The 24348-nt window shown below is 59.7% G+C and carries 15 protein-coding genes and 1 pseudogene; 1 reads left to right on the top strand and 15 read right to left on the bottom strand.

Features of this window, described 5'->3' with window-relative positions:
* Positions 1-34: 34 nt before the first annotated feature.
* From ICA15_RS07900 to ICA15_RS07845, 12 genes and pseudogenes are all read right to left on the bottom strand, one after another.
* Positions 35-620, bottom strand: a pseudogene (locus ICA15_RS07900) (glutathione S-transferase).
* The gene (locus tag ICA15_RS07895) at positions 617-4258 is read right to left on the bottom strand and encodes an AAA family ATPase (protein ID WP_210552915.1); all 3642 of its coding nucleotides are present in this window, start codon (positions 4256-4258) and stop codon (positions 617-619) included. Before ICA15_RS07895 ends, ICA15_RS07900 begins: the two are co-directional and overlap by 4 nt.
* Positions 4255-5499 carry an exonuclease SbcCD subunit D C-terminal domain-containing protein gene (locus ICA15_RS07890; protein ID WP_210552914.1) on the bottom strand — a complete coding sequence of 415 codons (1245 nt, stop codon included), beginning with the start codon at positions 5497-5499 and terminating at the stop codon, positions 4255-4257. Before ICA15_RS07890 ends, ICA15_RS07895 begins: the two co-directional genes overlap by 4 nt.
* Before the next feature lie 220 nt (positions 5500-5719).
* Positions 5720-7357 (bottom strand): BatD family protein, encoded by a 1638-nt coding sequence (locus ICA15_RS07885; RefSeq protein WP_210552913.1) that lies wholly within the window; start codon positions 7355-7357, stop codon positions 5720-5722.
* Positions 7354-9090, bottom strand: a complete 1737-nt coding sequence (locus ICA15_RS07880; RefSeq protein ID WP_210552912.1) for a tetratricopeptide repeat protein — start codon at positions 9088-9090, stop codon at positions 7354-7356. The genes ICA15_RS07885 and ICA15_RS07880 overlap by 4 nt, the downstream gene beginning before the upstream one ends.
* Entirely contained in the window at positions 9087-10166 is a 1080-nt protein-coding gene (locus ICA15_RS07875; protein ID WP_042559489.1) for a vWA domain-containing protein, read from the bottom strand. Before ICA15_RS07875 ends, ICA15_RS07880 begins: the two co-directional genes overlap by 4 nt.
* Entirely contained in the window at positions 10159-10656 is a 498-nt protein-coding gene (locus tag ICA15_RS07870; RefSeq protein ID WP_115147057.1) for a DUF4381 domain-containing protein, read from the bottom strand. Before ICA15_RS07870 ends, ICA15_RS07875 begins: the two co-directional genes overlap by 8 nt.
* Positions 10653-11597, bottom strand: a complete 945-nt coding sequence (locus tag ICA15_RS07865) for a DUF58 domain-containing protein (protein WP_042559487.1) — start codon at positions 11595-11597, stop codon at positions 10653-10655. Before ICA15_RS07865 ends, ICA15_RS07870 begins: the two co-directional genes overlap by 4 nt.
* A 5-nt stretch (positions 11598-11602) precedes the next feature.
* On the bottom strand, positions 11603-12562 hold the full coding sequence (locus ICA15_RS07860; RefSeq protein ID WP_003218556.1) for an AAA family ATPase: 960 nt from the start codon (positions 12560-12562) through the stop codon (positions 11603-11605).
* A gap of 199 nt (positions 12563-12761) precedes the next feature.
* Entirely contained in the window at positions 12762-14471 is a 1710-nt protein-coding gene (locus ICA15_RS07855; RefSeq protein ID WP_210552911.1) for an ATP-binding cassette domain-containing protein, read from the bottom strand.
* Positions 14472-14556: 85 nt separating this feature from the next.
* Positions 14557-15111, bottom strand: coding sequence for a YcaO-like family protein (locus ICA15_RS07850; protein ID WP_210552910.1), 555 nt, complete (start codon positions 15109-15111; stop codon positions 14557-14559).
* Positions 15112-15721: 610 nt separating this feature from the next.
* Positions 15722-16075, bottom strand: coding sequence for a hypothetical protein (locus tag ICA15_RS07845; RefSeq protein ID WP_150615401.1), 354 nt, complete (start codon positions 16073-16075; stop codon positions 15722-15724).
* Between the two features lie 505 nt (positions 16076-16580).
* Here ICA15_RS07845 and ICA15_RS07840 point away from each other — a divergent pair.
* Positions 16581-21476: an NAD-glutamate dehydrogenase gene (locus ICA15_RS07840; protein WP_150602738.1), complete on the top strand. Its 4896-nt coding sequence runs from the start codon at positions 16581-16583 to the stop codon at positions 21474-21476.
* A 231-nt stretch (positions 21477-21707) separates the two neighbouring features.
* Here the strand turns inward: ICA15_RS07840 and ICA15_RS07835 are convergent, their stop codons facing one another.
* The 3 genes from ICA15_RS07835 to ICA15_RS07825 form a co-directional block, all read right to left on the bottom strand.
* Positions 21708-22109 carry a cupin domain-containing protein gene (locus ICA15_RS07835; RefSeq protein ID WP_210552909.1) on the bottom strand — a complete coding sequence of 134 codons (402 nt, stop codon included), beginning with the start codon at positions 22107-22109 and terminating at the stop codon, positions 21708-21710.
* Between the two features lie 200 nt (positions 22110-22309).
* The gene (locus ICA15_RS07830) at positions 22310-22603 is read right to left on the bottom strand and encodes a putative quinol monooxygenase (RefSeq protein WP_210552908.1); all 294 of its coding nucleotides are present in this window, start codon (positions 22601-22603) and stop codon (positions 22310-22312) included.
* 123 nt (positions 22604-22726) lie between these two features.
* A complete protein-coding gene (locus ICA15_RS07825; RefSeq protein ID WP_210552907.1) occupies positions 22727-24160 on the bottom strand; it encodes a PLP-dependent aminotransferase family protein in 1434 nt (477 codons plus the stop codon).
* Positions 24161-24348: the final 188 nt, after the last annotated feature.

Raw genomic sequence — 24348 nt, 5'->3', positions numbered from 1 at the left:
GCCACAGGTAATGTGCATGCAGAAGGCTGGGGGGCTATTTCTTCATGATCGAGGTGAAGAGATCAGATTCGAGGAAGTGTTGAAGCCAGGCTTGCAAGCGAACGTACGGCGTCTGCGCGAACCACTCGCGATCGACATGGGCGAACTGGCGTACGAACGGCAATAACGCCACATCCGCCAGGCTCGGATGATCGGTCAGCAAGTAATCCCGGCCCTCAAGCAATTCGTCCAGCCTGCGCAAAAAACACCGCCCCCTCGGCCCGATAAACTTCCATCGGCTGCTCGGGATAGCGCTCGGCATATTTGTAGCGGTTCAAATGGACCTTGAACACCTGATCATTGGCTTCGATCAACTCGGCAACACGAGCATCACCGCTGAGCAACCAATCCTGCGGATCATTCTGTGCCAGCGCCCAGCGCATGATTTCCAGGCTTTCATCGATCACCCGACCATCCGCATCCAGCACCGGTACCGTGCCCTTGGGCGAGATCGCGAGCATCTCGGCCGGTTTGGCCTTGAGGCTGACCTCAACGATTTCCACCGGCACGCCGCAATAACGCAGGGCCATCCGCGCGCGCATGGCGTAGGGGCAGCGGCGGAATGAGTACAGCGTATTCATTTCACCTCCAGCGTGCTCAAACCGTTGCCCTGGCGCAGCACTTGAATCTGCACCGGGATTCGCTCGTGCATCTCCTGCACGTGGGAAATCACCGCGACCTTGCGGCCCTGCGCCTGCAAGCCGTCGAGGGCATCCATCGCCAGTTGCAGGGATTCCGGATCAAGGCTGCCAAAGCCTTCGTCGATGAACAGCGATTCAATTTTCAGCGTGCTCGACGCCATTGATGCCAGGCCCAGCGCAAGGGCCAGCGAAACCAGGAACGTCTCGCCGCCGGACAACGAATGCACCGAGCGCAATTCGTCGCCCATCTCCTTGTCCATCACCAAAAGGCCGAGCATGCTGCCGCCGCGTTTCAGGCGATAGCGTTTGACCAATTGGCGCAACTGCACGTTGGCGTGGTGCACGAGCAAATCGAGGTTGTAGGCCTGGGCGATCTTGCGGAAAGTGTCGCCCGTCGCCGAACCGATCAACGCACTCAGACGTGCCCAGCGCTGGTATTCGGCATAGGCGTCGGCGATTTGCTGCGCCAGTGCCTGATTGGCGTTCTGTCGGCGCTGGTCTTCAGCCTGTTCGGCGCGCAATTCGGCGCATTGCTGCTCGCTGACGTTGAACTGGTGCTGCAGGTCAACGAGCGCACTGGCGAGTTGTTCGGCATCGAGATTGCCGTTGTGCTGCGCCTGATGAGCGAGCAAACGCTGATCGCGTTCCTGCACCAGCACTTTGGCCTGTTCAATGGCTTTTTCATTGCGCTGCAAGTGTTCGCGTAATTCAGCCAGTTGCGCATCATCGACCCGCAACAGGTCTTCGAGGCCGCCGTCGTCCAGCTCGGGATGGCGGGCGCGCCAGTCGGCAATCTTGCCGGCGAGATCCTTGTCTTCGCTTTCCAGCGCTTGTAAACGTTCACGCTGTGCCTTGAGCTCGGCGGCGATCTGCACGCGTTGCGTGCTGACGTTTTGCAGCGCTTGAGCCGTGCTTGTTTCGGCGTTGCGTACCTGCTCAACGGCGAGTTCGAGTTGCTGCTGCCAGTGCTCGGCGCTGCTGTGCTCACCGAGCAGTTGCGTGAGTTTTTGCTGGCAAGCCTGTTGTTGCTCGGCCAGCGCATTGAATTGCTGTTCGGCGGCTTGCGATTGCTGCAGGCGGGTCTGCTGGCGATCCTGTTCTTTCTCCAGCGTTTGCTGACGTTGTTGCTGCTCGGCCAGTTCTTCCTTCTGCTGCTCGACTTGCGCCAGGCGCTCGGCAATCTGCTGATCGAGCTGCATGAACGTCGCGGCCGGTTCCAGGCGCAAGGCTTCGAGGGTGTCCGCCGGCAGCAGACTGCCAAACGCGGTGAGTTCTTCGTCTAGGCGCTGGCGATCGCTGCTCAACTCGCGCTGCTGGTTACTCAAGTGCTGCGCCGCTTGCTGATGCGCAGTTTCGGCCTGACGCAATTGCTGGGTCAGGCGCGCGGCGTCCTGTTGCAGGGTGAGCAGGGCGTCTTGGCGTTGTTCGTCCTGAGCGATGCTTTGATTCAATTGCTCGTTTTGGCGGGTGAGCCAGGCGTCGCGTTTATCGGCGTCTTGATTATGCAATTGCGCCGACAGCGGATGAGCGTCGAGGCTCGGCGCCAGCGCCTGTTGCTGAGCGGCCAATTGTTCCTGTTGTTGCAGCAGCTCTTTTTGCTGAGCAATGACTCCACCAACCTCAGCGCGCAGTTCAACCAGCTTTTCCTTGAGCTGATCGACCACTTGCTGGGCGTTGGCCTGCTCGCTTTCATCGTGGCGACCAAGGCTTTGCAGCAGCGCTTCGGGCTGGTGATATGGGTGCTCTTTGCTGCCGCAAACCGGGCAGGGCTGATCGTCCTGCAACTGCTCGCGCAGCTCTTCGACACTGGCACTGCGGGCCAGACGCTGACGCTCCAGCAGTTCGCGGGTGACGTTGAGGGTCTGTTCGGCGACGGTCAGCTCAGCCTTGGTTTTCACGCCGTCCTGGGTCAGGCGATCACGTTCCTGCTGGGCGCTGAGCTGGCGTTGTTGCAGCTCGCTGCTGCGCTTGTGCAGATCCTGTTGGCTGGCCCACAGGCGCGACAGGTCTTCGAAGGCACGCAGTTGCTTGCGATTGTCCTGCAACAGATTGCCGAGGATGCCGATCTGTTCGGCGACGGCATCGGGTTCGGCGCCGGCCTCCTTGAACAGCACTTCAAGTTGCTGCTTCTGTGCGGCGAATGCCTCAGCGTTGCGCGTGGCGCTCTCTTCGAGCGAAGCCAGTTCGGCCTGACCATGATTGAGCCGATTGCCGATCTGCATTAACTGTTTGAGACGATCGCGGTAGGCATTCCACGCATCGCTCAACGGTGCAAGGTGAGCGCTTTGCTCAAGCCCGGCGGCGATGCGTTGCAGGCGTTCAGCGACCTGGCCCTGCTTTTCCAGCAAGGCTTGAATGTCGCTCTGGCCTTGCGTGCACGCTTGCTGCGCATTCTGTTTGGCATCGGCGCTGCTGGCTGCTTCCTTGGCGAGGCGGGCGAGAGTGCTTTGTTCTTCGAAGGCCTGACGCAACAGCGGGGCATTCTCGCTTTGACGCTGTTGTGCCTCGCTCAGGGCGACTTTCGCCGCCGCCAGATTTTGCTCCAGCAGCGTCTGCTGGTTGCTCAGTTCTGCATGTTGCTGGGTGTGCGCGGCAATCTGTGCGGCCAACGGTGTGAGCAGCGCATCCAGTTCGGATTTACGCGCGAACTGGTGACGTTGCGGGCCGAGTTGCTCCAGGCGCGTCAGCTTGACGCGCTCGCCGGCCAGACTTTCCCATTGCTGTTGCGCGCTGTGCAGTTGCTCGGTTGCGGCTTGCTGCGAGTCCTGCAACAGGCGCAAATCCTTCAGCCAACCGTGCTGCTGTTCAAGCTGCTTGAGTTGCGTCTGCTGCAACTTCAGTTGTTGTTGCGCAGTATTGAAACGCTCATCCAGTTCCGCCCGGGCTTCGGGCGCAAGCGGGGTGACGCCGGTGGCCTGATCCTGCAAGAGCTTATGCGCTTCGCGGGCCTCCTTGGTCTTGTCGAAGGCGCGGCGGCCAAGGCGCGTGTACAGCGCGGTGTCGGTGAGTTTTTCCAGCAGTTCGCTGCGATCGTTGTCGTCAGCCTTGAGGAAGGCACTGAACTCACTCTGGGCCAGCAGCACGGCGCGGGTGAACTGTTCGAAGTTCAGGCCCAGCGCGGCTTCCAGTTGAGTCTTGTATTCGCCTTTCTGGCTGGCGAGCAGTTGATCCTGATCGATGTCGCGCAGGCTCTGCCGACTGGCCTGTAACTTGCCGCCAGCCTTTTCCCGTGCACGATTGGCTTCCCAGCGTGCACGGTAGCGACGACCGTCGACACCAACAAAATCCACCTCGGCGTAGCCTTCACCGGTGCCGCGACGCAGCAACGTGCGCGGGTCGCCGGTAGCGATTTCGCCATCGGCATCCGGGACTTTGGCGTCACGGCCGGTGTTGTTCAGACGCGGCACGGCGCCGAACAGCGCCAGGCACAAGGCGTCGAGCAAAGTACTTTTACCGGCGCCGGTCGGGCCGGTGATCGCGAACAGACCGGCGCTGGCCAGCGGCTCGGCGGTGAAGTCGATTTCAAACGGACCTGCCAGCGAGGCGAGGTTCTTCAAACGAATGGCGAGAATCTTCATGGCTGCTCGCCCTCCATTTGCACGTCTTGCAACAGTTCGGCGAAGTCCTTGAGCGTCTGCTCATCGACCTCGTTGCCATAGTTGTCGAGCCACGCGCGGCTGAACAATTCCTGGGGCGTGAGTTGGTCAAGTTCGATCAACGCGGTGCCGTCCTCCGCGCCATCGGCGCCACGGTTGCCGGCGTATTCGGCGGCGATGCGCACCAGACGCACGGCTTTGCCTTGCAGGGCGGTTTCTACCTGATGGCGCAGATCCGGTTGCGGCTCGTCGAGGCGCACGCGCACTTCCAGCCACGGTTGGCGCTGGGTTTCAGCCAGCAGGTCGACGTTCGGCAAGTCCGCCAGTTGCACGAGGATTTCCGCCAAGGGCACCGGGCCGATGCGCTGCAAGTTGACCGCGCGGGGGATCAGTTTCGGCTCGACGCTGACCAGCGTTTCGCCGTCGAGGGTGACGTCGAGAATCTGGTGCTGATAACCAATCTCCGAGAACGACAACGGAATCGGCGAGCCGCTGTAGCGAATGCGCTCCTCACCGTTGACCTTCTGCGGTTTGTGCAAGTGGCCGAGGGCAACGTAGCTGATGCTTGGCCCGAACAGGCTGGCGGGCAGGGCTTCAGCATTACCGATGATCAGGCTGCGCTCGGAATCCTCTGAAACGGAGCCGCCGGCCATGTGCGCATGGCTGATGGCGATCAGTGCCTGGCCCGGCTTGCGCTTGGCATTCGCCGCTTCGATCAGCCATTCATGCACCTGACCAATGCCGCGCAAATAGTTGTCGCCCAAGTGCGCGCCAGTCACTTCCGCCGGGCGCAGGAACGGCAACGCCAGGCACCACGCGGCGATTTCGCCTTGGGCATTCGGCAGCGGCAGCAACAGACGTTCGGCATCGAGTTGGCCATCGTCCAGCCACAGCACGCGACCCAGTGCGTGGGTGCGCAAACGGCGCATCAACGGCGCGGGCAACTCGATTCGTGAGCCGGAATCGTGGTTGCCGGCGATCATCACGATGGTCAGCAACGGCTGCTGCTCGTGGGCGCTGACGATGAAATCGTAGAGGCGTTCCTGGGCTTTGACCGGTGGATTGACCGTGTCAAAGATGTCACCGGCAATCAACAGCACGTCCGGCTGCGCCAGTTGCAGCTGGCGCAGCAGCCATTCGAGGAAGCACGCATGCTCGAAATCGCGCTCCTGGCCGTGCAGGTTTTGCCCAAGGTGCCAGTCGGAGGTGTGAAACAGACGCAAGGTGGACTCCGCAACAATTAAAGAGGTGATGGCCGCGGGGAAATGAGGGGCGGCGAAAGAGGGGAGAGTTTACTGGCAAATGCGCAGGCTTGCCCAAAGGCTTGATGGATCAAAAGATCGCAGCCTTCGGCAACTCCTACAGGGGATCCGTTCACGCCGAAATGGAGGGGTAAACACAGATGTACTGTAGGAGCTGCCGAAGGCTGCGATCTTTTGCTTTTTACTTCGGATAAAGCGGCGGCAACCCGCTATCACCCACCGGATCCTGCACCCGTTCCGCCGCCGGAATGGTTCGGATCGCCCGCCACAAATCCTCGCCTTGCCAGTGCTGGCCGGTCTCGCTGTACAGCGCACCGTTGAGCCCGTCCAAGGCATCCGACAGCGGCACAAACCGCGCAGCCATGTCAGCCAGGGTTTCTGGTTGCTGACGGGCCCAGGCATCCAGTGCCTGGCGGGTTGCGTGCGGATCGTTGGCCTGGCTCGCACGCTTGATGTCATCCATCAAGGTGCGAGGGCTCGGGCCGGTTTGTGCAGCACGCAGGATCGCTGGTTGCCAGCGCGCACGCCACCAAAGGCCGAAGCCGAGGAGGGTGGTGCAGGCCAGGATCAGCGTGCTGAGTTTCCACCACCACAACACATCATTGTCGACCGCGCTCGGTTGCAGGCTGCCGGTCGGGGTGTCGACTTGCAGGCTCGGGTTATTCGCCACTTGCAGGGTGCGCGCCGGCAAGCTCGTGTGTTCCAGGTGATCCTCGAAAGTGTTCCACCACACCACGTCCACCGTTGGCAGATCGATTGATCCGCTGCGACTCGGCACCAGTGCTTCGCGTTCTTCACGGCTGCCGATCAGGCCACGGTCGCTGCTCTGGTTGCTCAGCACCGGCTGATCCGGGTAGCGCCGCAGGCCGTTGACTTCGGTGGCGGGCATGGCGGGCAATTGAGAGCTGGCCAGACCTTCGACCTTCAGGGTCAGGCTGCGTGTCAGCGAGTCGCCGACCTGAGTGTGTTCGGGCTCAGGGTTCCAGCTTTCGCTCAGGCTCAAGCTGCGGGCCGGCAGCCATGGTGCATCGATCGGGTAGGTCAGCGGCTTGGGTTTGACCGTGAGGGGGATTTGCGCGGAGCTGACGCGCATCAGTTTGCCGGGTTTCGGCCCTTGAGTGGTCGAGTCCTGGGCGGGCTGAGTCTCGACCAGCGTTGCGCTGAACGTCTGCGGTGCAATGGTCAACAAGCCGCTGTGCTGCGGGTAGATCGCATAGCGCATTTCGATCACGCCATGGCGCACGCCGTTGATGTCTTTCTCGTAGGTGCGCGTGTCGCCCAGTTGCTCGATGCGCGCGTCGGCGATTTGCAGCGGGGTCAGGCTGCTGTCGTCGTACAGCGACACCGAATGGTAGATGCGCAGGGTCAGGATCGCCTGGGCCTGCACGTAGACGCTGGACTGATCGAGGCTGGCCTCGATGAACACCGGATCGAGTTTGTTGTTGTCCTCGCGGCTATCGCTTTCGACCACTTGCACGGTGATCGGCTGGCTCTGTACATCGCCCAATTGCAGCGGCGGAATCAGCACGCTGCCGTTTTCCTTCGGCAACAGGGTGATGATCCAGCGCGTGGTGGCGCGGTTGTCGCCGCTGAGGGTGTTCAACTGGTTGACCTGCCGCGTGCCGCGCACTTCGAACAGCGGCTCGAGCGGTGTCAGGTCGGGTTTGCCGAACTGGGTGACGTCGCTGGTTTCGAGGGTGAGTTCGACCGTCTCGCCGGAGTTCAGGCGACTGCGATCCACGCTGGCAGTCAACTCGGCCGCGTGCGCGGTGGCCGTGCAGATCAGCAGGGGTAGCAAGAGAACGGTGAAGCGGGTCATCGAGTGTTTTCCTGATCCTGATGTTGTTGCTGTTCGTACCAGAATTTGCGTCGCAGCAGTTCGCCGGGGTCATCCGGGATCTTGCCCAGCCATTGTTCCAGTGCCTGACGTTGCTCGCCTTCGAGGTTGTCCTCGCTGGGGCGCAGCGTCGGCACGGTGTTCGTTTCCTCTTCCTCCTCACTGCCTGGCAATTCGTCGGGGCCTGGCAGCGGCGGGGCGGTCGGTGGTGGTTCGCTGGCCGACTCGGCGGGCTGAGCCTCGCTTTGGGTTTCACTTTGTACCGCAGGTGGCGGCGCGGTCGCTGGCGGCGGTTCATCGCCGGGCAGGTTTTGCTCCGTCGGATTGCGCTCCGGTTCAGCGGGCGGTGGTGTTTTTTTCAGCTTCAGCAGATTTTCCACCAGCGCCTTGTTGGTCTGCGCCGGGCGCAAGTCCGGTTGCAACTCCAGGGCCTGTTCGTAGGCGTCGATTGCGGCGTCCAGTTCACCGCTTTTCGCCAGCGCGTTGCCTCGATTGTAGTGGGCGCGGGCATCGCTGCCTTCGGCGAAACGCTGGGCGGCGCCACTGTAGTCGCCGGCCTCGTACAACGCCACCCCTTGCCACTGATGATCGGCAAAATGTTGCGCCGCTTCGGCGGGGCGTTTCTGTTTGAGCAAGTGCAGCCCGCGCTGATCGGGGCGCAGCCACAGGTCTTCAAAGTCAAAAGCGTAGCTGGGTTGCGGCAGGCAAAACAGCAGCGGCAAACAGAACAACCAGCCGCGACGCCCGGCACACGCCGCCAGTAGTAACAGCGGCAACAGCAGCCAGTAACCCTGATCAGCCCAGGTGTCGAGGCGCACGGTCTGGCCGTCATCGCGCAGGCTGCGCGGGCCGTTGAGCAGGCCGAGGGCGCCCAGATCGCCTTCGTCCAGCCGTGCGACGTGATAGTCACCGCCGACGCTGTTGAGGAAGGCGCCGAGGCCCGGACTGTCGAGTTGCGGGACGCGGATCGCGCCTTGTTCGTTCTTGAGGAAACTGCCGTCCTCCTGGGCAATCGGTGCGCCTTCAGCGGTGCCGACGCCGAGCATCAACAGTTGCGCTGACTCACCGCTCAGGGCGCGGCGAATGCCTTGGCGCTCGTCTTCATTCAGGGATGAGCCGATCAACAGAATCCGTCCTTGGCCGAGCGCGCCTTGTTTGAGCAATGCCTGCGCTTTGCTCACCGCAAGGTCAGCGCGATGACCGCTTTGCGGCATCAGCGAAGGCTTTAGGGCGTCGAGCAGATTGCGACTGGTCGCCAGGTCATCCGACAGCGGCACCAGCGTGTGGGCGCTACCGGCGTAGACGACAATGGCGGTCTGCGCATCGCTGCGTGCCTGCAACAGGTCAAACAACTTGCGCCGTGCTTGCTCAAGTCGCGTCGGTGGTGAGTCGGTGGCGAGCATTTCCGGAGTCAGTTCCAGTACCACCACCAACGGATCGGCAGGTTTCTGACTGGTCTGTTCGACGCGCTCCCAACTCGGCCCAAGCAACGCCAGAATCGTCAGCAGCCACGCGACACCGAGGGCGACCCACGGCAATTTGCTGTCGCGACCGTTACCGCCGCTGAGCAGAGTGGCGTGGAATGCCGGCGGCAAAATCATCTGCCAGCGGCCAGCGCGTTTTTGCCGATGCCAGAGTTGCCAGATCAGCCAGCCGAGCAACGGCAATAGCAGCAACCACCACGGACGGAACCAGTGTGGCCAGAGGGCGATCATCGGCGCCTCCGCAGACGCAAGCGTTTGAGGCGCTCACGCCAGTCAGGCAGCGGGCTTTGCAGGTACAGCTCCTTGTTGAAAAGGCGTTGCAACGGGTTGTCCGGCCACAATTCGCGCGCGACCAACAGCAGGCTCAGCCATAGGGTCAACGCCAGAGGCCAGTGATACAACGCCTGCGCCGGACGCGCTTGAGTCGGTTGCTGGGTCACCGGTTCGAGTTGGTCGAGGGTGTCCTTGATCGCTTGCAGCTCTTTGCCGTCATGGGCGCGGAAGTACTGGCCGCCGGTCACTTCAGCGATGGCTTTGAGCGCCGGTTCGTCAAGGTCCAGGCTCGGATTGACCCCGAGCAACGCGGTGGAACCGCTGTCTTCCGGATTGGCGCCGATGCCGATCGGGTAGATCTTCACGCCTTCGCTGGCCGCCAGTTTCGCTGCGGTCAGCGGGTCGATTTCGCCGCCATTGTTGGCGCCGTCCGTGACCAGAATCAGCACGCGACTTTGCGCCGGACGCAGGCGCAGGCGTTTCAGGGCCAGACCGATGGCGTCGCCGATAGCGGTGTTCTTGCCAGCGATACCGATCCGCGCTTCGTCGAGCCAGACGCGCACGGTGTGGCGGTCGAAGGTCAGCGGTGCTTGCAGATAAGCCTGGCTGCCGAAGAGGATCAGGCCAACGCGATCGCCGTCGCGGCTTTCGAGGAAGTCGCCGAGCAAGTGCTGCACCAGAGTCAGGCGGCTGACGTCCTCGTCCTGCCACTGCATATCAGGGAAGTCCATTGATCCGGACACGTCCACCGCGACCAGCAGATCACGCCCGCTGGCAGCAATCGGTAGCGGTTCGCCAAGCCATTGCGGACGCGCAGCGGCGCTCAATAGCAGCAGCCACAGCAAAATGAACGGGGCCTGTTGGCGCCACGCCGGCAGATTGGCCCGAGCACGACGACGCGCAAGGCCTTCAAGGTCCGAGAGGAAACTGACTTTCAACGCCGGCTCGCCGCTGTCGGCCACCGGCAGCACAAGGCGCATCAGCCACGGCAGCGGCAACAGCACAAAGATCCACGGCCAGGCGAATTCAAACATGCTTGCGAATCCAGGTGTCGACCGCTTGGGTCAGGCCGGCGATGGCTTTGTCGTCGAGTTTGCATTCCGGTTTGTAGGCGCCTTCGACCAGCACCATCCAGCGCGTCAGCCCGGCGGCCGGACAACGGTTGTCGAGAAACGCCAGCCACTTGCGGCCATTGAGCGTGTGGCTCTGGCTGTAGGGGTAATGGTTGCGGCACAGGCGTTTGAGCAGACCGTTGAGTTGTTGCAGCCAGGCTCCGGCCGGGGCGCCGTCGTAGGGTTTGGGCATTTGTGCCAGTTCGGCGAGGGCGGCGATGCGCACCGGGTCGAGCGGCTGTTCGGCGCGCACCACCGGACGTTTTTTTATCGGGATGAAACGGCGCAAACGCCACACGGCAAAACCGAGCAGCGGCAGCAACAGAAGCAGCAGCCACCAGCCCGGCGCCGGCGGCCAGAAAGCAATCGGTGGCGGGGAGATCAGCGGTTGCAGTTGTTCGAGGCCGTTCATCGACCTTTCCCCGGTCGCTGCGGATTGAGGAACTCGCGCATCTGCTCGACCATCTCGCTTTGTGTGCTCAGCGGCATCAGCAACACCCGAAGCTTTTGCGCGAGCAATTCCCAACGGGCGATACGTGCTTCGGCCTGGGCGCGATAGGTCTGGCGCAGGTCGAAATTGAGCGTGTCGAGTTCCAGTTGCGCGCCTCGTTCGGCGAAGCGCAAAAGACCGGCGGCGGGCAGGGCGTGATCGAGCGGATCGGACAGCGGCAGCATCAGCAAGTCGCAATGCCGAGAAAGCAGACTCAGTTGCTGCTCGGCGCTATCAGACAATGCGCGCTCATCGCAAATCACGATCACCAGACTGCCCGGGCGCAATACCTCACGGGCGCGGCGCAGGGCCACACCGAGCGTATCGCGATCCGGTTCGCGCTCGGTGTGCAACGACTGGTTGACTTTCACTAAACGGTTGAGCAGTTGCAGCAGGCTCTGTTTGCTGCGGCGTGGCTTGATTTCGTAGTGCTCGTTGTCGCCGAACACCAGCCCGCCGACCCGGTCGTTGTGACCCAGCGCGGCCCAGCCGATCAACGCCGCCACTTGCGCCGCCAGCACCGATTTGAACATCAGCCCCGAGCCGAAAAACAACCGCGTGCTTTGCTCGACCATGATGAAGATCGGCCGTTCGCGTTCCTCATGGAACAGTTTGGTGTGCGGCTCCTGGGTGCGAGCGGTAACGCGCCAGTCGATGGTGCGCACGTCGTCGCCGGCCTGATAAACCCGCACTTGATCGAAGTCGACGCCACGACCGCGGAATTTCGAGTGATGCAAGCCGATCAACGGGCTGCGCTGGCTCGGCGTGGAAAACAGCTGCACTTCGCGCACACGGTGGCGCATCTCGATCAGCTCGGCGAGGCTGACGCGGATGCCCGGTTCGGACGGCAGAGGGGCGTTCATGGGGGTCAAGCGACGGCTACGACGTCGAGAATCCGCTGCACCACGCGATCCTGGTCGATGCCGGCGGCCTCGGCTTCAAACGACAGAATGATGCGGTGACGCAGCACATCGAACAGCACAGCCTGAATGTCTTCGGGGCTGACAAAGTCGCGCCCGGCCAGCCAGGCGTGGGCCCGGGCGCAGCGGTCGAGGGCGATAGAGCCGCGCGGGCTGGCGCCATAGGCGATCCATTCGGCCATTTCCGGGTCGAACTTGGCCGGAGTGCGCGTGGCCATGACCAGTTGCACGAGGTATTCCTCAACGGCGTCAGCCATGTACAGACCGAGGATTTCCTTGCGGGCGGCGAAGATCGCCTGCTGACTGACCCGGCGCTCGGGCTTGGTCTCGCCGTTCAGCGCTTCGCCACGGGCCTGCTGAAGGATGCGGCGTTCCACGGCAGCGTCGGGGAAACCGATCTTGACGTGCATCAGGAAGCGGTCGAGTTGCGCTTCCGGCAACGGGTAGGTGCCTTCCTGCTCGATCGGGTTCTGCGTGGCCATCACCAGAAACAGCGGCGACAGCTCATAAGTGCTGCGCCCGACGCTGACCTGACGCTCGGCCATCGCTTCGAGCAACGCCGATTGCACCTTGGCCGGGGCACGGTTGATTTCGTCCGCCAGCACCAGGTTGTGGAAAATCGGCCCTTGCTGGAACACGAAACTGCCGGTTTCCGGGCGATAGATCTCGGTGCCGGTGATGTCGGCAGGCAACAGGTCGGGGGTGAACTGGATGCGATGGAACTGGGCTTCGATGCCCTCGGCGAGTTCTTTGATCGCTTTGGTCTTGGCCAGACCCGGAGCGCCCTCGACCAGCATGTGGCCGTCGGCGAGCAGGGCGATGAGCAAACGCTCGATGAGTTTTTCCTGGCCGAGAATCTGCGTTGAAAGAAAGGTTCGCAGCGCCAGCAGCGCTTCACGATGTTCCATCGGTGAATGTTCCTGGAAAGGGGTGGCCACAGGCGTTCGGGTAACGCCGGGGCTGGGGGCGTTACTTTAATCCATCGCGGGGGGTGGCGACTAACGGCATTTTGTAGAAAAGAGCAAAAGATCGCAGCCTGCGGCAGCTCCTGCATTGGAATGCGATCCCGTGTAGGAGCTGCCGAAGGCGGTCATCTTTTGAAGTTTTTTACTCATCAACCATCTGAAGATCAGTTAACAGAAGTTTGACTGCGGCTGTGTCGACCAATTCCTGCCAGGGGCCATCTTCAATAATCGCGCCGTTCTGCATGACGATGACCCGATCAAAGCGGTACAGGTGGGCGAGATCATGGGTGACACAGATCAATCCGCGAGTCGCAAACGTATCGAACAAAAGATCCCAAACCGGTGCGGCCAACTTCGGTTCAATGGAGGCGCTGGGTTCGTCGAACAGATTGAACCGCCCCGGCCTGTTTATCAGGCGAAGCAAAGACAGGCGTTTCGCCTCCCCACCGGAAATATTGGAGGCGTTCTCGGTGAGTTTGCGTTGCGAAACAATGTCCTCAAGATTTAAACGTTCAATCGCCAATTGCAGGTCTGGTGATAGTTCCATACCAAATAACACCGACTTGGAAAAACTACCCTCCAGAAACTGCGGCAATTGAGGGCAATACCTCAACACCTCCAAGTGAGTCTGGGCGTTCAGTTTGCCGATTTGCACCTCATCGATACTCAGGTGGGCTCTCGCTGAAGCGTTCAGCCCGGCCAGTGCTTCAAGCAGGGTGGATTTGCCGGCACCACTGGGGCCGGTAATTGCAACCGACTGGCCTTGGTAAAACGTCATGGTTTTGCTGATGGTCAACTGCACAGCGTTATTGTCGCTGACTGTGCAAGGATCGAGTGCGAGCGTCGACTCGTTCTGCGACGTGATATCGACTTGTCGACTGTTATCATCAAAGTCTGGCAGTGACAGCAGGTAGCGTAGTCTTCGCTGATCAGCCAGAAACTGATCGAGTACTCGATAACCTTCAGTCAGCGCCGAGATGTTGAGCAAAAAGCTTCCGGCAATGGCGAATACGGCAACCAGTTGGCCAACGCTGATACTTGGCTCGCCTGACAACTGGTCAATGACTCCCCAACCCAGCAACCCTCCAGTAGACAGGCTGACAAAGAGGATTTTCGCTCCACTCAAGAACCCTCCGGAACTGGCCACCGTCACTGCCGCTTTGGCGTACTGCCGGAAGGCATGGTTCAAGGGTTGAGTTGCCGTGTGCTCGGCGCTTTCCAGCTTTATCGATTTGCCGGTATTCAGGGTGCTGAAAAGCAGCGCGCTTAGTTCGTCCTCCTGCTCATTAACTGCATCAATGTGCTTTCTGCGCCATTTGATGATTCGGTGGGCGGCAAACAAGTAAAGGATCGCCATGCCAGTCATTGCCAGAAAAATACCTGCCCCACCCATGTAGTAAAAAGCCAGCCCGACGATGATGAACTCCAGACACAGCGGCAAACCGGTGGTGATGAAAAACGTCAGCAATTGCTCATGAGCGGTAATCCCACGCTCTACTGACTTAATGAAATGGCCAATACGCCACGTGTTGAATTGCTGGAACTCTTTGCGCATCAGCTGTGCTATCCAGCCAATTGACGCGTCCATCACTACCTGTTGTACCAACTTGGAAAGGAAATAGATTTGCAGCGGATTGATTGCTGCTTGAATGCACCCGGCCAGGGTAATTCCTGCTGTCAAAAATAGCAGTAGATTGAGCGCTGTTGGGGTTTGGCTGTTTAGTGCGTCGACGATTTTGCCTAGTAGCAGTGGCGGTGCTAGTGCAAGGATTTTCAGCGCTATGACAGTGGTGATGGTTGAGATCAATAACCATGCGTGATTTTTGCAAGCGGTTCTGATGAGTGTTTGCATTGAATGTCTTCAGTGGTGTAGCGCTAACATTATCTCGCGGGTAATTGGCGCAAGATGGCCTGCGGTGCTACCAGACTTCCATTCCTTATAATTTTGATAAAACATGTCTCTCGATGAGTTCGTTTGCGCGGTGTAGTAGTGCCTCAGCTTTAGTACAGCCGAAACCAGAACCTGAGTTGGAGGAGTAGCGGCTCAAAAAGAGATGGGCTTCGCTGCGTGGTTGATCATGGAGCTTTGGGCGAAGCAGGAGGCTTGGAATGAAGAGGTCCTCCGTTCTATCCAGTGTTGTTAGTTTGAAACACTCGATTGCTTCATTTTTGAATCGCAAGCTCGTCAGGAATCCATCGTGGCTGGCAGCGTGCTGATTCGAGATAAAGTCACATTGCTGGATGCTCGATTCGGCAGAGCTCAATTGAAGTGCGCAGTAATGTTCGACGCTTTCAGCCAGTGCTCCAACAAGCGAATTTGGCCCTTTGCCCGCTCCAGCTTCAACTGCGGTGTTGGACTTGTCAAAAAGCTCGGCAACTGCTACCAGTTTGTGGTTGTCGGTATAGCGTGTAATCGCCTCTAGATCTAAGGAGCGTATTATTTTCTCAATTTTTGATTGCGCTACAAAAGGGCAAAACTCACGCTCAGACATAACAGTCTCCTATAGTATAAATGCCGGAGTGTTTCTCCGGCACTTTCCTGCAGTGTCGGTCAGTTAGTTAGTGAGGCAAAGAAGCTCACTTCAGAAGCCAGAAAACTATCTGATGTATACAGCATCTCTTGAAGACTATCCCAAGGGCCGATCTCGGTACGTTTTTTACCCATGATATTAACTCCTTGTTATTGATGTGGTGCTAACCGGTAGTTGGCGCACTTGCAATGATAGGGATGCAAGTGATTTATTAATAACAGTGGGCTATCTGATTTTCAATTGAGACCGGCAGCGATATTTCCCAAGCTTCTGTGGGATTGTTCTTGCTGCTGAGTAGGGGGTTGCTTTCGGTTTTTTCTGTTGTAAGAGGTGGGGGTTTTTAACTTTTCACTTCAATGAGTTGCAATGTTTAATAATGTTTCGCGCAAAGCGCGGGAAATACTTCGGGGGATTATTGGATTTTTGTAGCAGGGGACTATCGAGCTAGCAGTTCTGGCCTCATCGCTGGCAAGCCAGCTCCCACAGGGATCGCTGTGTTGCATAAATCGCATGCACACAGCTGATACCTGTGGGAGCTGGCTTGCCAGCGATGGGGCCCGTCCGGACACCATCAAACTTCGTTAATGAACGTGCCAGTCCCGTCGAGGATATTCGTCAAGGTCTCCACAACCTCATCCATATCCACCATATCCGGGTTGAAGCTGATCTCCAGCACATCATCACCGTTCAACACATCAGCATCCGCCGCCGCAATTTCAATCTTCAGCAGCGTCGACGTCAGGGTCACTTTGACGCCATCGAGCGTCGAAGGCTCGCCATCCAGGGTGATCTCCAGCTCATCCTCGTCCGGATAGCGGCTCATCAGGAACATGTCGCCCTTGTCGCTGTGGCAGCAGAGCATGGCCATGTTGTCTTCTTCGTCGTCGCACGGGTTGACGATCAGTAGGGCGGTGGTCATTTGCATGGGGGAATTCCTGCCTCAAGGGGCGTGTTGGTCGCAATTGGGCGCGATTCTGCCAGCCCTCGGGAATTTCTGCATGTGAGAGTGTCAGAGGATGTGTCGTGAACGCGACACAGGTCAATGGTCATTTCTGGCACGGATGTACCGTAAAACCGGGCATTCAGACCGACGTTCTGCGCCACGAATGCTAGTGTTTAACGCAGCCAGAGCCTTGGTTTACGTGCCAATGACCGAATATGTCGCAGCACCGCAAGCAGACACATTGTCGCACCCATTAAGCTGCGCAACGGATGAGCACCCGTAAAGGCATTGCCGGCAGCCCCGGACAGTCGCTTTTGCAGATGCTCATTCATGGAAGGTGAATGTGACCTGAGTGTCCCGTCCAGCTTCACCCACCTGTCCCCCTGTGTCCTCTGCCCGAGAATCAGGAACAGGGCGACACAAGCCCCGAAAGGGGTGTTGCACGCGACGCTTTCCATTAATAACAAGCTTAAGCGGAGTACCACAGATGGCGTTCTTCACCGCAGCCAGCAAAGCCGACTTCCAGCACCAACTGCAAGCGGCACTGGCGCAGCACATCAGTGAACAGGCACTGCCACAAGTGGCGCTGTTCGCTGAACAATTCTTCGGCATCATTTCCCTGGACGAGCTGACCCAGCGTCGCCTCTCCGACCTCGCTGGCTGTACTCTTTCTGCGTGGCGCCTGCTTGAGCGCTTCGATCACGCGCAACCGCAAGTGCGCGTCTACAACCCCGATTACGAGCGTCATGGCTGGCAGTCGACCCACACCGCGGTCGAAGTCCTGCACCATGACCTGCCGTTTCTGGTCGACTCGGTCCGTACCGAGCTGAACCGTCGCGGCTACAGCATCCACACCCTGCAAACCACCGTGCTCAGCGTACGTCGTGGCAGCAAGGGCGAGTTGCTGGAAATTCTGCCGAAGGGCACCCAGGGCGACGACATTCTGCAAGAGTCGCTGATGTACCTGGAAATCGACCGCTGCGCCAACGCGGCCGAACTGAATGTGCTGAGCAAAGAGCTGGAACAGGTTCTCGGCGAAGTCCGCGTCGCGGTCGCCGATTTCGAGCCGATGAAAGCCAAGGTGCAGGAAATCCTCACCAAGCTCGACAACAGCGCCTTCGCCGTCGATGCCGACGAGAAGAACGAAGTCAAAAGTTTCCTGGAATGGCTGGTGGGCAACCACTTCACCTTCCTCGGCTACGAAGAGTTTGTGGTTACCAATCAGGCCGATGGCGGCCACATCGAGTACGACCAGAACTCCTTCCTCGGCCTGACCAAACTGCTGCGCACCGGCCTGACCTACGATGACCTGCGCATCGAAGACTACGCCGTAAGCTACCTGCGCGAACCGACCCTGCTGTCGTTCGCCAAAGCCGCGCACCCGAGCCGTGTACACCGTCCGGCGTACCCGGACTACGTGTCGATCCGAGAAATCGACGCCGACGGCAAAGTCATCAAGGAACACCGTTTCATGGGCCTGTACACCTCTTCGGTGTATGGCGAGAGCGTGCGGGTCATCCCGTTCATCCGCCGCAAGGTCGAAGAAATCGAACACCGCTCCGGCTTCCAGTCCAAGGCTCACCTGGGCAAGGAACTGGCGCAGGTGCTCGAAGTGTTGCCGCGTGATGATCTGTTCCAGACTCCGGTCGACGAACTGTTCACCACCGTGATGTCGATTGTGCAGATCCAGGAACGCAACAAGATCCGCGTGTTCCTGCGCAAAGACCCGTACGGTCGTTTCTGCTACTGCCTGGCCTACGTGCCGCGCGACATCTACTCCACTGAAGTGCGCCAGAAGATCCAGCAAGTATTGATGGAGCGTCTGAAGGCCTCCGACTGCGAGTTCTGGACGTTCTTCTCCGAGTCCGTACTGGCGCGCGTGCAGTTGATCCTGCGTGTCGATCCGAAGAACCGTCTCGACATCGACCCGCTGCTGCTGGAAAAAGAAGTGGTTCAGGCCTGCCGCAGCTGGCAGGACGACTACGCCGCACTGACCGTCGAAAGCTTCGGCGAGGCCCACGGCACCAACGTGCTGGCCGACTTCCCGAAAGGCTTCCCGGCCGGCTACCGCGAGCGCTTCGCGGCGCATTCGGCCGTGGTCGACATGCAGCACTTGCTGAGCCTGAACGAAAAAAATCCGCTGGTAATGAGCTTCTATCAGCCACTGGGTCAGGTTTCCGGCCAGCGCGAGCTGCATTGCAAGCTGTATCACGCCGATACGCCGCTGGCACTCTCCGACGTCCTGCCGATTCTGGAAAACCTTGGCCTGCGCGTACTGGGTGAATTCCCGTACCGCCTGCGCCACACCAATGGCCGCGAGTTCTGGATTCACGATTTCGCGTTCACCGCCGCTGAAGGCCTGGACCTCGACATCCAGCAACTCAACGACACCCTGCAGGACGCCTTCGTCCACATCGTGCGCGGCGACGCCGAGAACGATGCGTTCAACCGTCTGGTACTGACTGCCGGCCTGCCGTGGCGCGACGTTGCGCTGCTGCGTGCCTACGCCCGTTACCTGAAGCAGATTCGTCTGGGCTTCGATCTGGGTTACATCGCCAGCACCCTGAACAACCACACCGACATCGCTCGCGAACTGACCCGGTTGTTCAAGACCCGCTTCTATCTGGCGCGCAAGCTCGGCAGCGACGATCTGGAAGACAAACAGCAGCGTCTGGAACAAGCGATTCTGACCGCACTGGACGACGTTCAGGTGCTGAACGAAGACCGCATCCTGCGTCGTTACCTCGACCTGATCAAAGCGACCCTGCGTACCAACTTCTATCAGACTGATGCCAACGGCCAGAACAAGTCGTACTTCAGCTTCAAGTTCAACCCGCACGCAATTCCAGAACTGCCGAAGCCAGTACCGAAGTTCGAAATCTTCGTCTACTCGCCACGCGTTGAAGGCGTGCACCTGCGCTTCGGCAACGTTGCTCGCGGTGGTCTGCGCTGGTCCGACCGTGAAGAAGACTTCCGTACCGAAGTCCTCGGTCTGGTTAAAGCTCAACAAGTGAAGAACTCGGTCATCGTGCCGGTGGGTGCGAAGGGCGGCTTCCTGCCGCGTCGTCTGCCACTGGGCGGCAGCCGTGACGAGATCGCGGCCGAAGGCATCGCCTGCTACCGCATCTTCATTTCCGGTCTGTTGGACATCACCGACAACCTGAAAGACGGCGCGCTGGTTCCGCCATTGAACGTGGTTCGCCACGACGATGACGACCCGTACCTGGTAGTAGCCGCGGACAAGGGCACTGCAACCTTCTCCGACATCGCCAACGGCATCGCCATCGACTACGGCTTCTGGCTGGGTGACGCGTTTGCTTCCGGTGGTTCTGCGGGTTACGACCACAAGAAAATGGGCATCACCGCCAAAGGCGCGTGGGTTGGCGTACAGCGCCACTTCCGCGAGCGCGGCATCAATGTTCAGGAAGACAGCATCACTGTAGTCGGCGTCGGCGACATGGCCGGTGACGTGTTCGGTAACGGCTTGCTGATGTCGGACAAGCTGCAACTGGTTGCTGCGTTCAACCACCTGCACATCTTCATCGATCCAAACCCGAATCCGGCGACCAGCTTCGTCGAGCGTCAGCGCATGTTCGATCTGCCGCGTTCGGCCTGGACCGATTACGACACCAGCATCATGTCCGAAGGTGGCGGTATCTTCTCGCGCAGCGCGAAGAGCATCGCTATTTCCCCGCAGATGCAGGAACGCTTCGACATCAAGGCTGACAAGCTGACCCCGACCGAATTGCTGAACGCCTTGCTCAAGGCGCCGGTGGATCTGCTGTGGAACGGCGGCATCGGTACTTACGTCAAGGCCAGCACCGAAAGCCACGCCGATGTCGGCGACAAGGCCAACGATGCGCTGCGCGTGAACGGCAACGAACTGCGCTGCAAAGTCGTGGGCGAGGGCGGTAACCTCGGCATGACCCAACTGGGTCGTGTGGAATTCGGCCTCAATGGCGGCGGCTCCAACACCGACTTCATCGACAACGCTGGTGGTGTGGACTGCTCCGACCACGAAGTGAACATCAAGATCCTGCTGAACGAAGTGGTTCAGGCCGGAGACATGACCGACAAGCAACGCAACCAGTTGCTGGCGAGCATGACCGACGAAGTCGGCAATCTGGTGCTGGGCAACAACTACAAGCAGACTCAGGCCCTGTCTCTGGCGGCGCGCCGTGCTTACGAGCGTATCGCTGAGTACAAGCGTCTGATGGGCGATCTGGAAGGCCGTGGCAAGCTCGACCGTGCCATCGAATTCCTGCCGACCGAAGAGCAACTGGCTGAGCGTATCGCCGAAGGCCACGGCCTGACGCGTCCTGAGCTGTCGGTGCTGATCTCGTACAGCAAGATCGACCTCAAGGAGCAGTTGCTGGGCTCCATGGTGCCGGACGATGACTACCTGACTCGCGACATGGAAACGGCGTTCCCGCCGAGCCTGGTCAGCAAGTTCTCCGAAGCCATGCGTCGTCACCGTCTGAAGCGCGAGATCGTCAGCACCCAGATCGCCAACGATCTGGTCAACCACATGGGCATCACCTTCGTTCAACGACTCAAAGAGTCGACCGGCATGAGCCCGGCGAACGTGGCCGGCGCTTATGTGATCGTGCGCGACATCTTCCACCTCCCGCACTGGTTCCGTCAGATCGAAGCGCTGGACTACCAAGTGAGCGCTGACGTACAGCTGGAGCTGATGGACGAGCTGATGCGTCTGGGCCGCCGCGCTACGCGCTGGTTCCTGCGTGCCCGCCGTAACGAGCAGAACGCTGCCCGTGACGTCGCGCATTTCGGTCCGCACTTGAAAGAGCTGGGTCTGAAGCTCGACGAACTGCTGAGCGGCGAAATCCGTGAAAACTGGCAGGCGCGTTATCAGGCTTACGTAGAAGCCGGTGTGCCGGAGTTGCTGGCGCGTATGGTTGCGGGCACCTCGCACCTGTACACCCTGCTGCCGATCATCGAAGCGTCCGACGTGACTGGCCAGAACCCTGCCGAAGTGGCCAAGGCCTACTTCGCCGTGGGCAGTGCGCTGGACATCACCTGGTACCTGCAACAGATCAGCGCTCTGCCGGTTGAAAACAACTGGCAGGCGCTGGCCCGTGAAGCGTTCCGTGATGATGTCGACTGGCAGCAACGTGCGATCACCATCTCTGTCCTGCAACAGGGCGACGGCACTCTGGATGTGGAAGCACGTCTGGCGCTGTGGATGGAACAGCACGAAGGCATGATCTCGCGCTGGCGCGCCATGCTGGTGGAAATCCGTGCCGCGAGCGGCACTGACTACGCCATGTATGCGGTTGCCAACCGTGAACTGCTGGATCTGGCGTTGAGTGGGCAAGCGGTGGTGGCACCTGCCACGGCCAATGCCGAGCCTGAGCTGGCTTAAGTAGGCGCTGAATGAAAAAGCCCCGGTATCGTGAGATGCCGGGGCTTTTTTGTGCCTGAAGGTTTTGTGTCGCCTGTCCCGACTTATCGCGAGCAGGCTCACTCCTACAATTGGAATGAGTTCCCTTGTAGGAGTGAGCCTGCTCGCGATGACGTCCATTCATTCAATACAACTTATGTTCCTGATTAATATCCCCCCCTCTCTCTTGCGAACATGCTGGCTAAACATTCATCAGTCTTTCAGCGGGATCAGCACCTGTTCATCCGGGGCCAAGACCATGAACACCAGCAACTTGGCAGGCTTGGACTGGCTGGCATTTTTCGACACCAGATGTTCGGAGCCGGCGGGTTCATACCAGAACTGACCTTTCTTGTAGGTGATTGCCTGTTCGCCTTTGACCTGAGAAGTGATTTCGCCTTCGAGCACGTAAGCCATCGCGGTGCCGTCGTGTTTGTGGGCGATGGACGATTGGCCGGGTTGGTAATCGACTTCGATCATCATGGCTTTTTTGCCGGGAGCGTTTTTCAGTAATTGTTCTTGCAGGACGGTGATTTTTTCGGAAGGGTCGTGGGCCAGTGCCGTGGCCGAAATGCCGAGGGCGAGGGTAGCGGCGAAGACGTACAGGACTTTCATGGCGGATCACCTGTTGAAGTGGGGATGTCGGTGATCACACTAGTCCCCGGGGCGGGGCATGCAAACGGCCAATATTCGGGAAGATCGGGTGACCATTTGGCCTGATGCCAAAAGCAAAAGATCGCAGCCTTCGGCAGCTCCTACATTGGAATGCGTTCCCTGTAGGAGCTGCCGAAGGCTGCGATCTTTTGATCTTGCCGTTAAACAATCGGGAAGCTGTTGAAATCCACGCTATTGGCCAATCGACTGTCGATCAAGTCAATAAACCCCTGCGCCTCTGGCCGGTTGAAATGCGCCTGCATCGCCGCCGCCGACTGCCATCGCGCGCTGACCGTCCAGCGGTGGTTGTCTTCGGGGCAGCGGTCGACCAGATAGGAATCGCAGCCCGGCGTTTCGCGCAGGGTGTCGACGATCTTCTGCAGTTGCCTGCCCAGCTCATCCGAGCGGCCGGCGGCAGCCTGCACCTGGACGGTGTTGATCACTTCGTTGGACATTACTCACACTCCTGAATCAGGCCGGACGAATCCTGCTCATTGAGGGATAACGCCTGTGCAGGATAGGCCTGCCCTTGTCGATCACCAATAACCAATCGGCGGTTAATCGCCGAGACCAATCATTCAGGCAACTTGTTGCAGAATGTCGCGCAGGCGATCCAGGGCGATATCGATGTCGAGGGTCTCGATGGCGCCGAAGCCGAAATACAAACCGCTGCGCACCGGCTGCTGGTAATAGAAACCGTCGATGGAATACAGCCCGACCTCGACTTTTTTCGCCAGTTCGATCAGCAGCGGCAGGTCGATTGGCACCTTGCACAACGCGGCCATGTGGAACCCGGCACTGGGCGGCACGGCCTCGAACCACGGCGACAGATCGCTGGCCATGCGCGCCAGAATCCGTTCGCGCCGCTGGGCGTAAATCGTATGGCAGCGGCGGATGTGTTTGAGCAGGCAGCCCTCGGCGATGAACTTGGCCAGCGCCCATTGCGGCAGCGTCGAGGCATGCAGATCGGTGAGCTGCTTGGCGCGGATCACCGCTTCGAGGATCGCCGGCGGCAGGATCGCGTAACCCAGGCGCAGCTCCGGCAGCAGGGTCTTGGAGAAGGTGCCGACGTAGGCGACGATGCCGCGCTGGTCGAGGCTGTGCAGCGAATCGGTCGGACGCCCTTCATAGCGAAATTCGCTGTCATAGTCGTCCTCGATGATGATCGCCCCCAGTTCATAAGCCCGAGCCAGCAAGGCTTCGCGGCGCGCCGGACTCATCGGCATGCTTAGCGGAAACTGATGCGACGGCGTGACATAAATCAGCCGCGTGCCATCAGGGATGTGTTCGACCTGTATCCCCTCGGCATCCACGGGAATACCGACCACCTCGGCGCCATGGGTGCCGAACAACAGACGTGCCGGCGGATAACCGGGATCTTCCATCGCCACCAGGCTGCCGGGGCTGATCAACACGCGAGTGATCAGGTCCAGCGCCTGTTGCGCGCCGTTGCACACCACGATGTCTTCGTCCTGACAGTTGACCCCGCGAGAAAACGCGATGTGCCGGGCAATCGCATTGCGCAGCGCCGGCAGGCCTTCGGGCACACTGTAGAAACCTTTGGACGCGGCCATCTGGCGCATGGCGTGGGAGACGCAGCGGCGCCAGTCGTCATGGGGGAACTGGCCCTTGCTGGTGGCGCCACCGATGAAGTCGTAGCGCAGCGCACCATGCAGCGTCGGATGACGCAGGAACACCGGCAAGTTGCGCCAACTTTCGATCACCTCTGCACCGGCCAGCTCGGTGTGGCTTTGCTTGCGCTGGACTTGCGCCGGGCGCGCATTGACGTAGGTGCCTTTGCCGATCACGCCGGTGAGGAAGTTTTCGTACGTCAGCTGCGCGTAGGTGTCGGAAATGGTCTTGCGCGAAATACCCAGTTGCTCGGCCAGTAGACGGCTGGGCGGTAACTGCGTGCCGGCGGCCAGACGCCCGGATTCGATGGCCTCGCGCAGTTGCTGATACAACTGACCGGCAAGATCCTTGCGGCCGTTGATCACGACGTGAAGTTCCATACCGACGAGGCTCCGGGGGGCTATTGGGTGTGCCCGCCAGATTACCGCTGTTGTTTGATTGGCAATAGTTGCGCACCACAAAAACCCGAAATTGGCCTAAATCCCTGTAGGAGCTGCCGCAGGCTGCGATCTTTTGATCTGGTTTTTTTAAGATCAACATCAAAAGATCGCAGCCTGCGGCAGCTCCT

Origin of the sequence: Pseudomonas sp. P116 (assembly GCF_020149425.1) — a bacterium.
GTDB classification, from domain to species: domain Bacteria; phylum Pseudomonadota; class Gammaproteobacteria; order Pseudomonadales; family Pseudomonadaceae; genus Aquipseudomonas; species Aquipseudomonas anatoliensis.
This window is presented reverse-complemented; position numbering and strand designations above follow the sequence as displayed.

Bases quoted from the DNA above. Each gene is read 5' to 3' on its own strand.
- ICA15_RS07875 (WP_042559489.1), bottom strand. From the start codon at position 10,166: ATGTTTGAATTCGCCTGGCCGTGGATCTTTGTGCTGTTGCCGCTGCCG.
- ICA15_RS07825 (WP_210552907.1), bottom strand. From the start codon at position 24,160: ATGGAACTTCACGTCGTGATCAACGGCCGCAAGGATCTTGCCGGTCAG.
- ICA15_RS07840 (WP_150602738.1), top strand. From the start codon at position 16,581: ATGGCGTTCTTCACCGCAGCCAGCAAAGCCGACTTCCAGCACCAACTG.
- ICA15_RS07860 (WP_003218556.1), bottom strand. From the start codon at position 12,562: ATGGAACATCGTGAAGCGCTGCTGGCGCTGCGAACCTTTCTTTCAACG.
- ICA15_RS07835 (WP_210552909.1), bottom strand. From the start codon at position 22,109: ATGAAAGTCCTGTACGTCTTCGCCGCTACCCTCGCCCTCGGCATTTCG.
- ICA15_RS07830 (WP_210552908.1), bottom strand. From the start codon at position 22,603: ATGTCCAACGAAGTGATCAACACCGTCCAGGTGCAGGCTGCCGCCGGC.
- ICA15_RS07855 (WP_210552911.1), bottom strand. From the start codon at position 14,471: ATGCAAACACTCATCAGAACCGCTTGCAAAAATCACGCATGGTTATTG.
- ICA15_RS07850 (WP_210552910.1), bottom strand. From the start codon at position 15,111: ATGTCTGAGCGTGAGTTTTGCCCTTTTGTAGCGCAATCAAAAATTGAG.
- ICA15_RS07885 (WP_210552913.1), bottom strand. From the start codon at position 7,357: ATGACCCGCTTCACCGTTCTCTTGCTACCCCTGCTGATCTGCACGGCC.
- ICA15_RS07865 (WP_042559487.1), bottom strand. From the start codon at position 11,597: ATGAACGCCCCTCTGCCGTCCGAACCGGGCATCCGCGTCAGCCTCGCC.
- ICA15_RS07845 (WP_150615401.1), bottom strand. From the start codon at position 16,075: ATGCAAATGACCACCGCCCTACTGATCGTCAACCCGTGCGACGACGAA.
- ICA15_RS07880 (WP_210552912.1), bottom strand. From the start codon at position 9,090: ATGATCGCCCTCTGGCCACACTGGTTCCGTCCGTGGTGGTTGCTGCTA.
- ICA15_RS07895 (WP_210552915.1), bottom strand. From the start codon at position 4,258: ATGAAGATTCTCGCCATTCGTTTGAAGAACCTCGCCTCGCTGGCAGGT.
- ICA15_RS07870 (WP_115147057.1), bottom strand. From the start codon at position 10,656: ATGAACGGCCTCGAACAACTGCAACCGCTGATCTCCCCGCCACCGATT.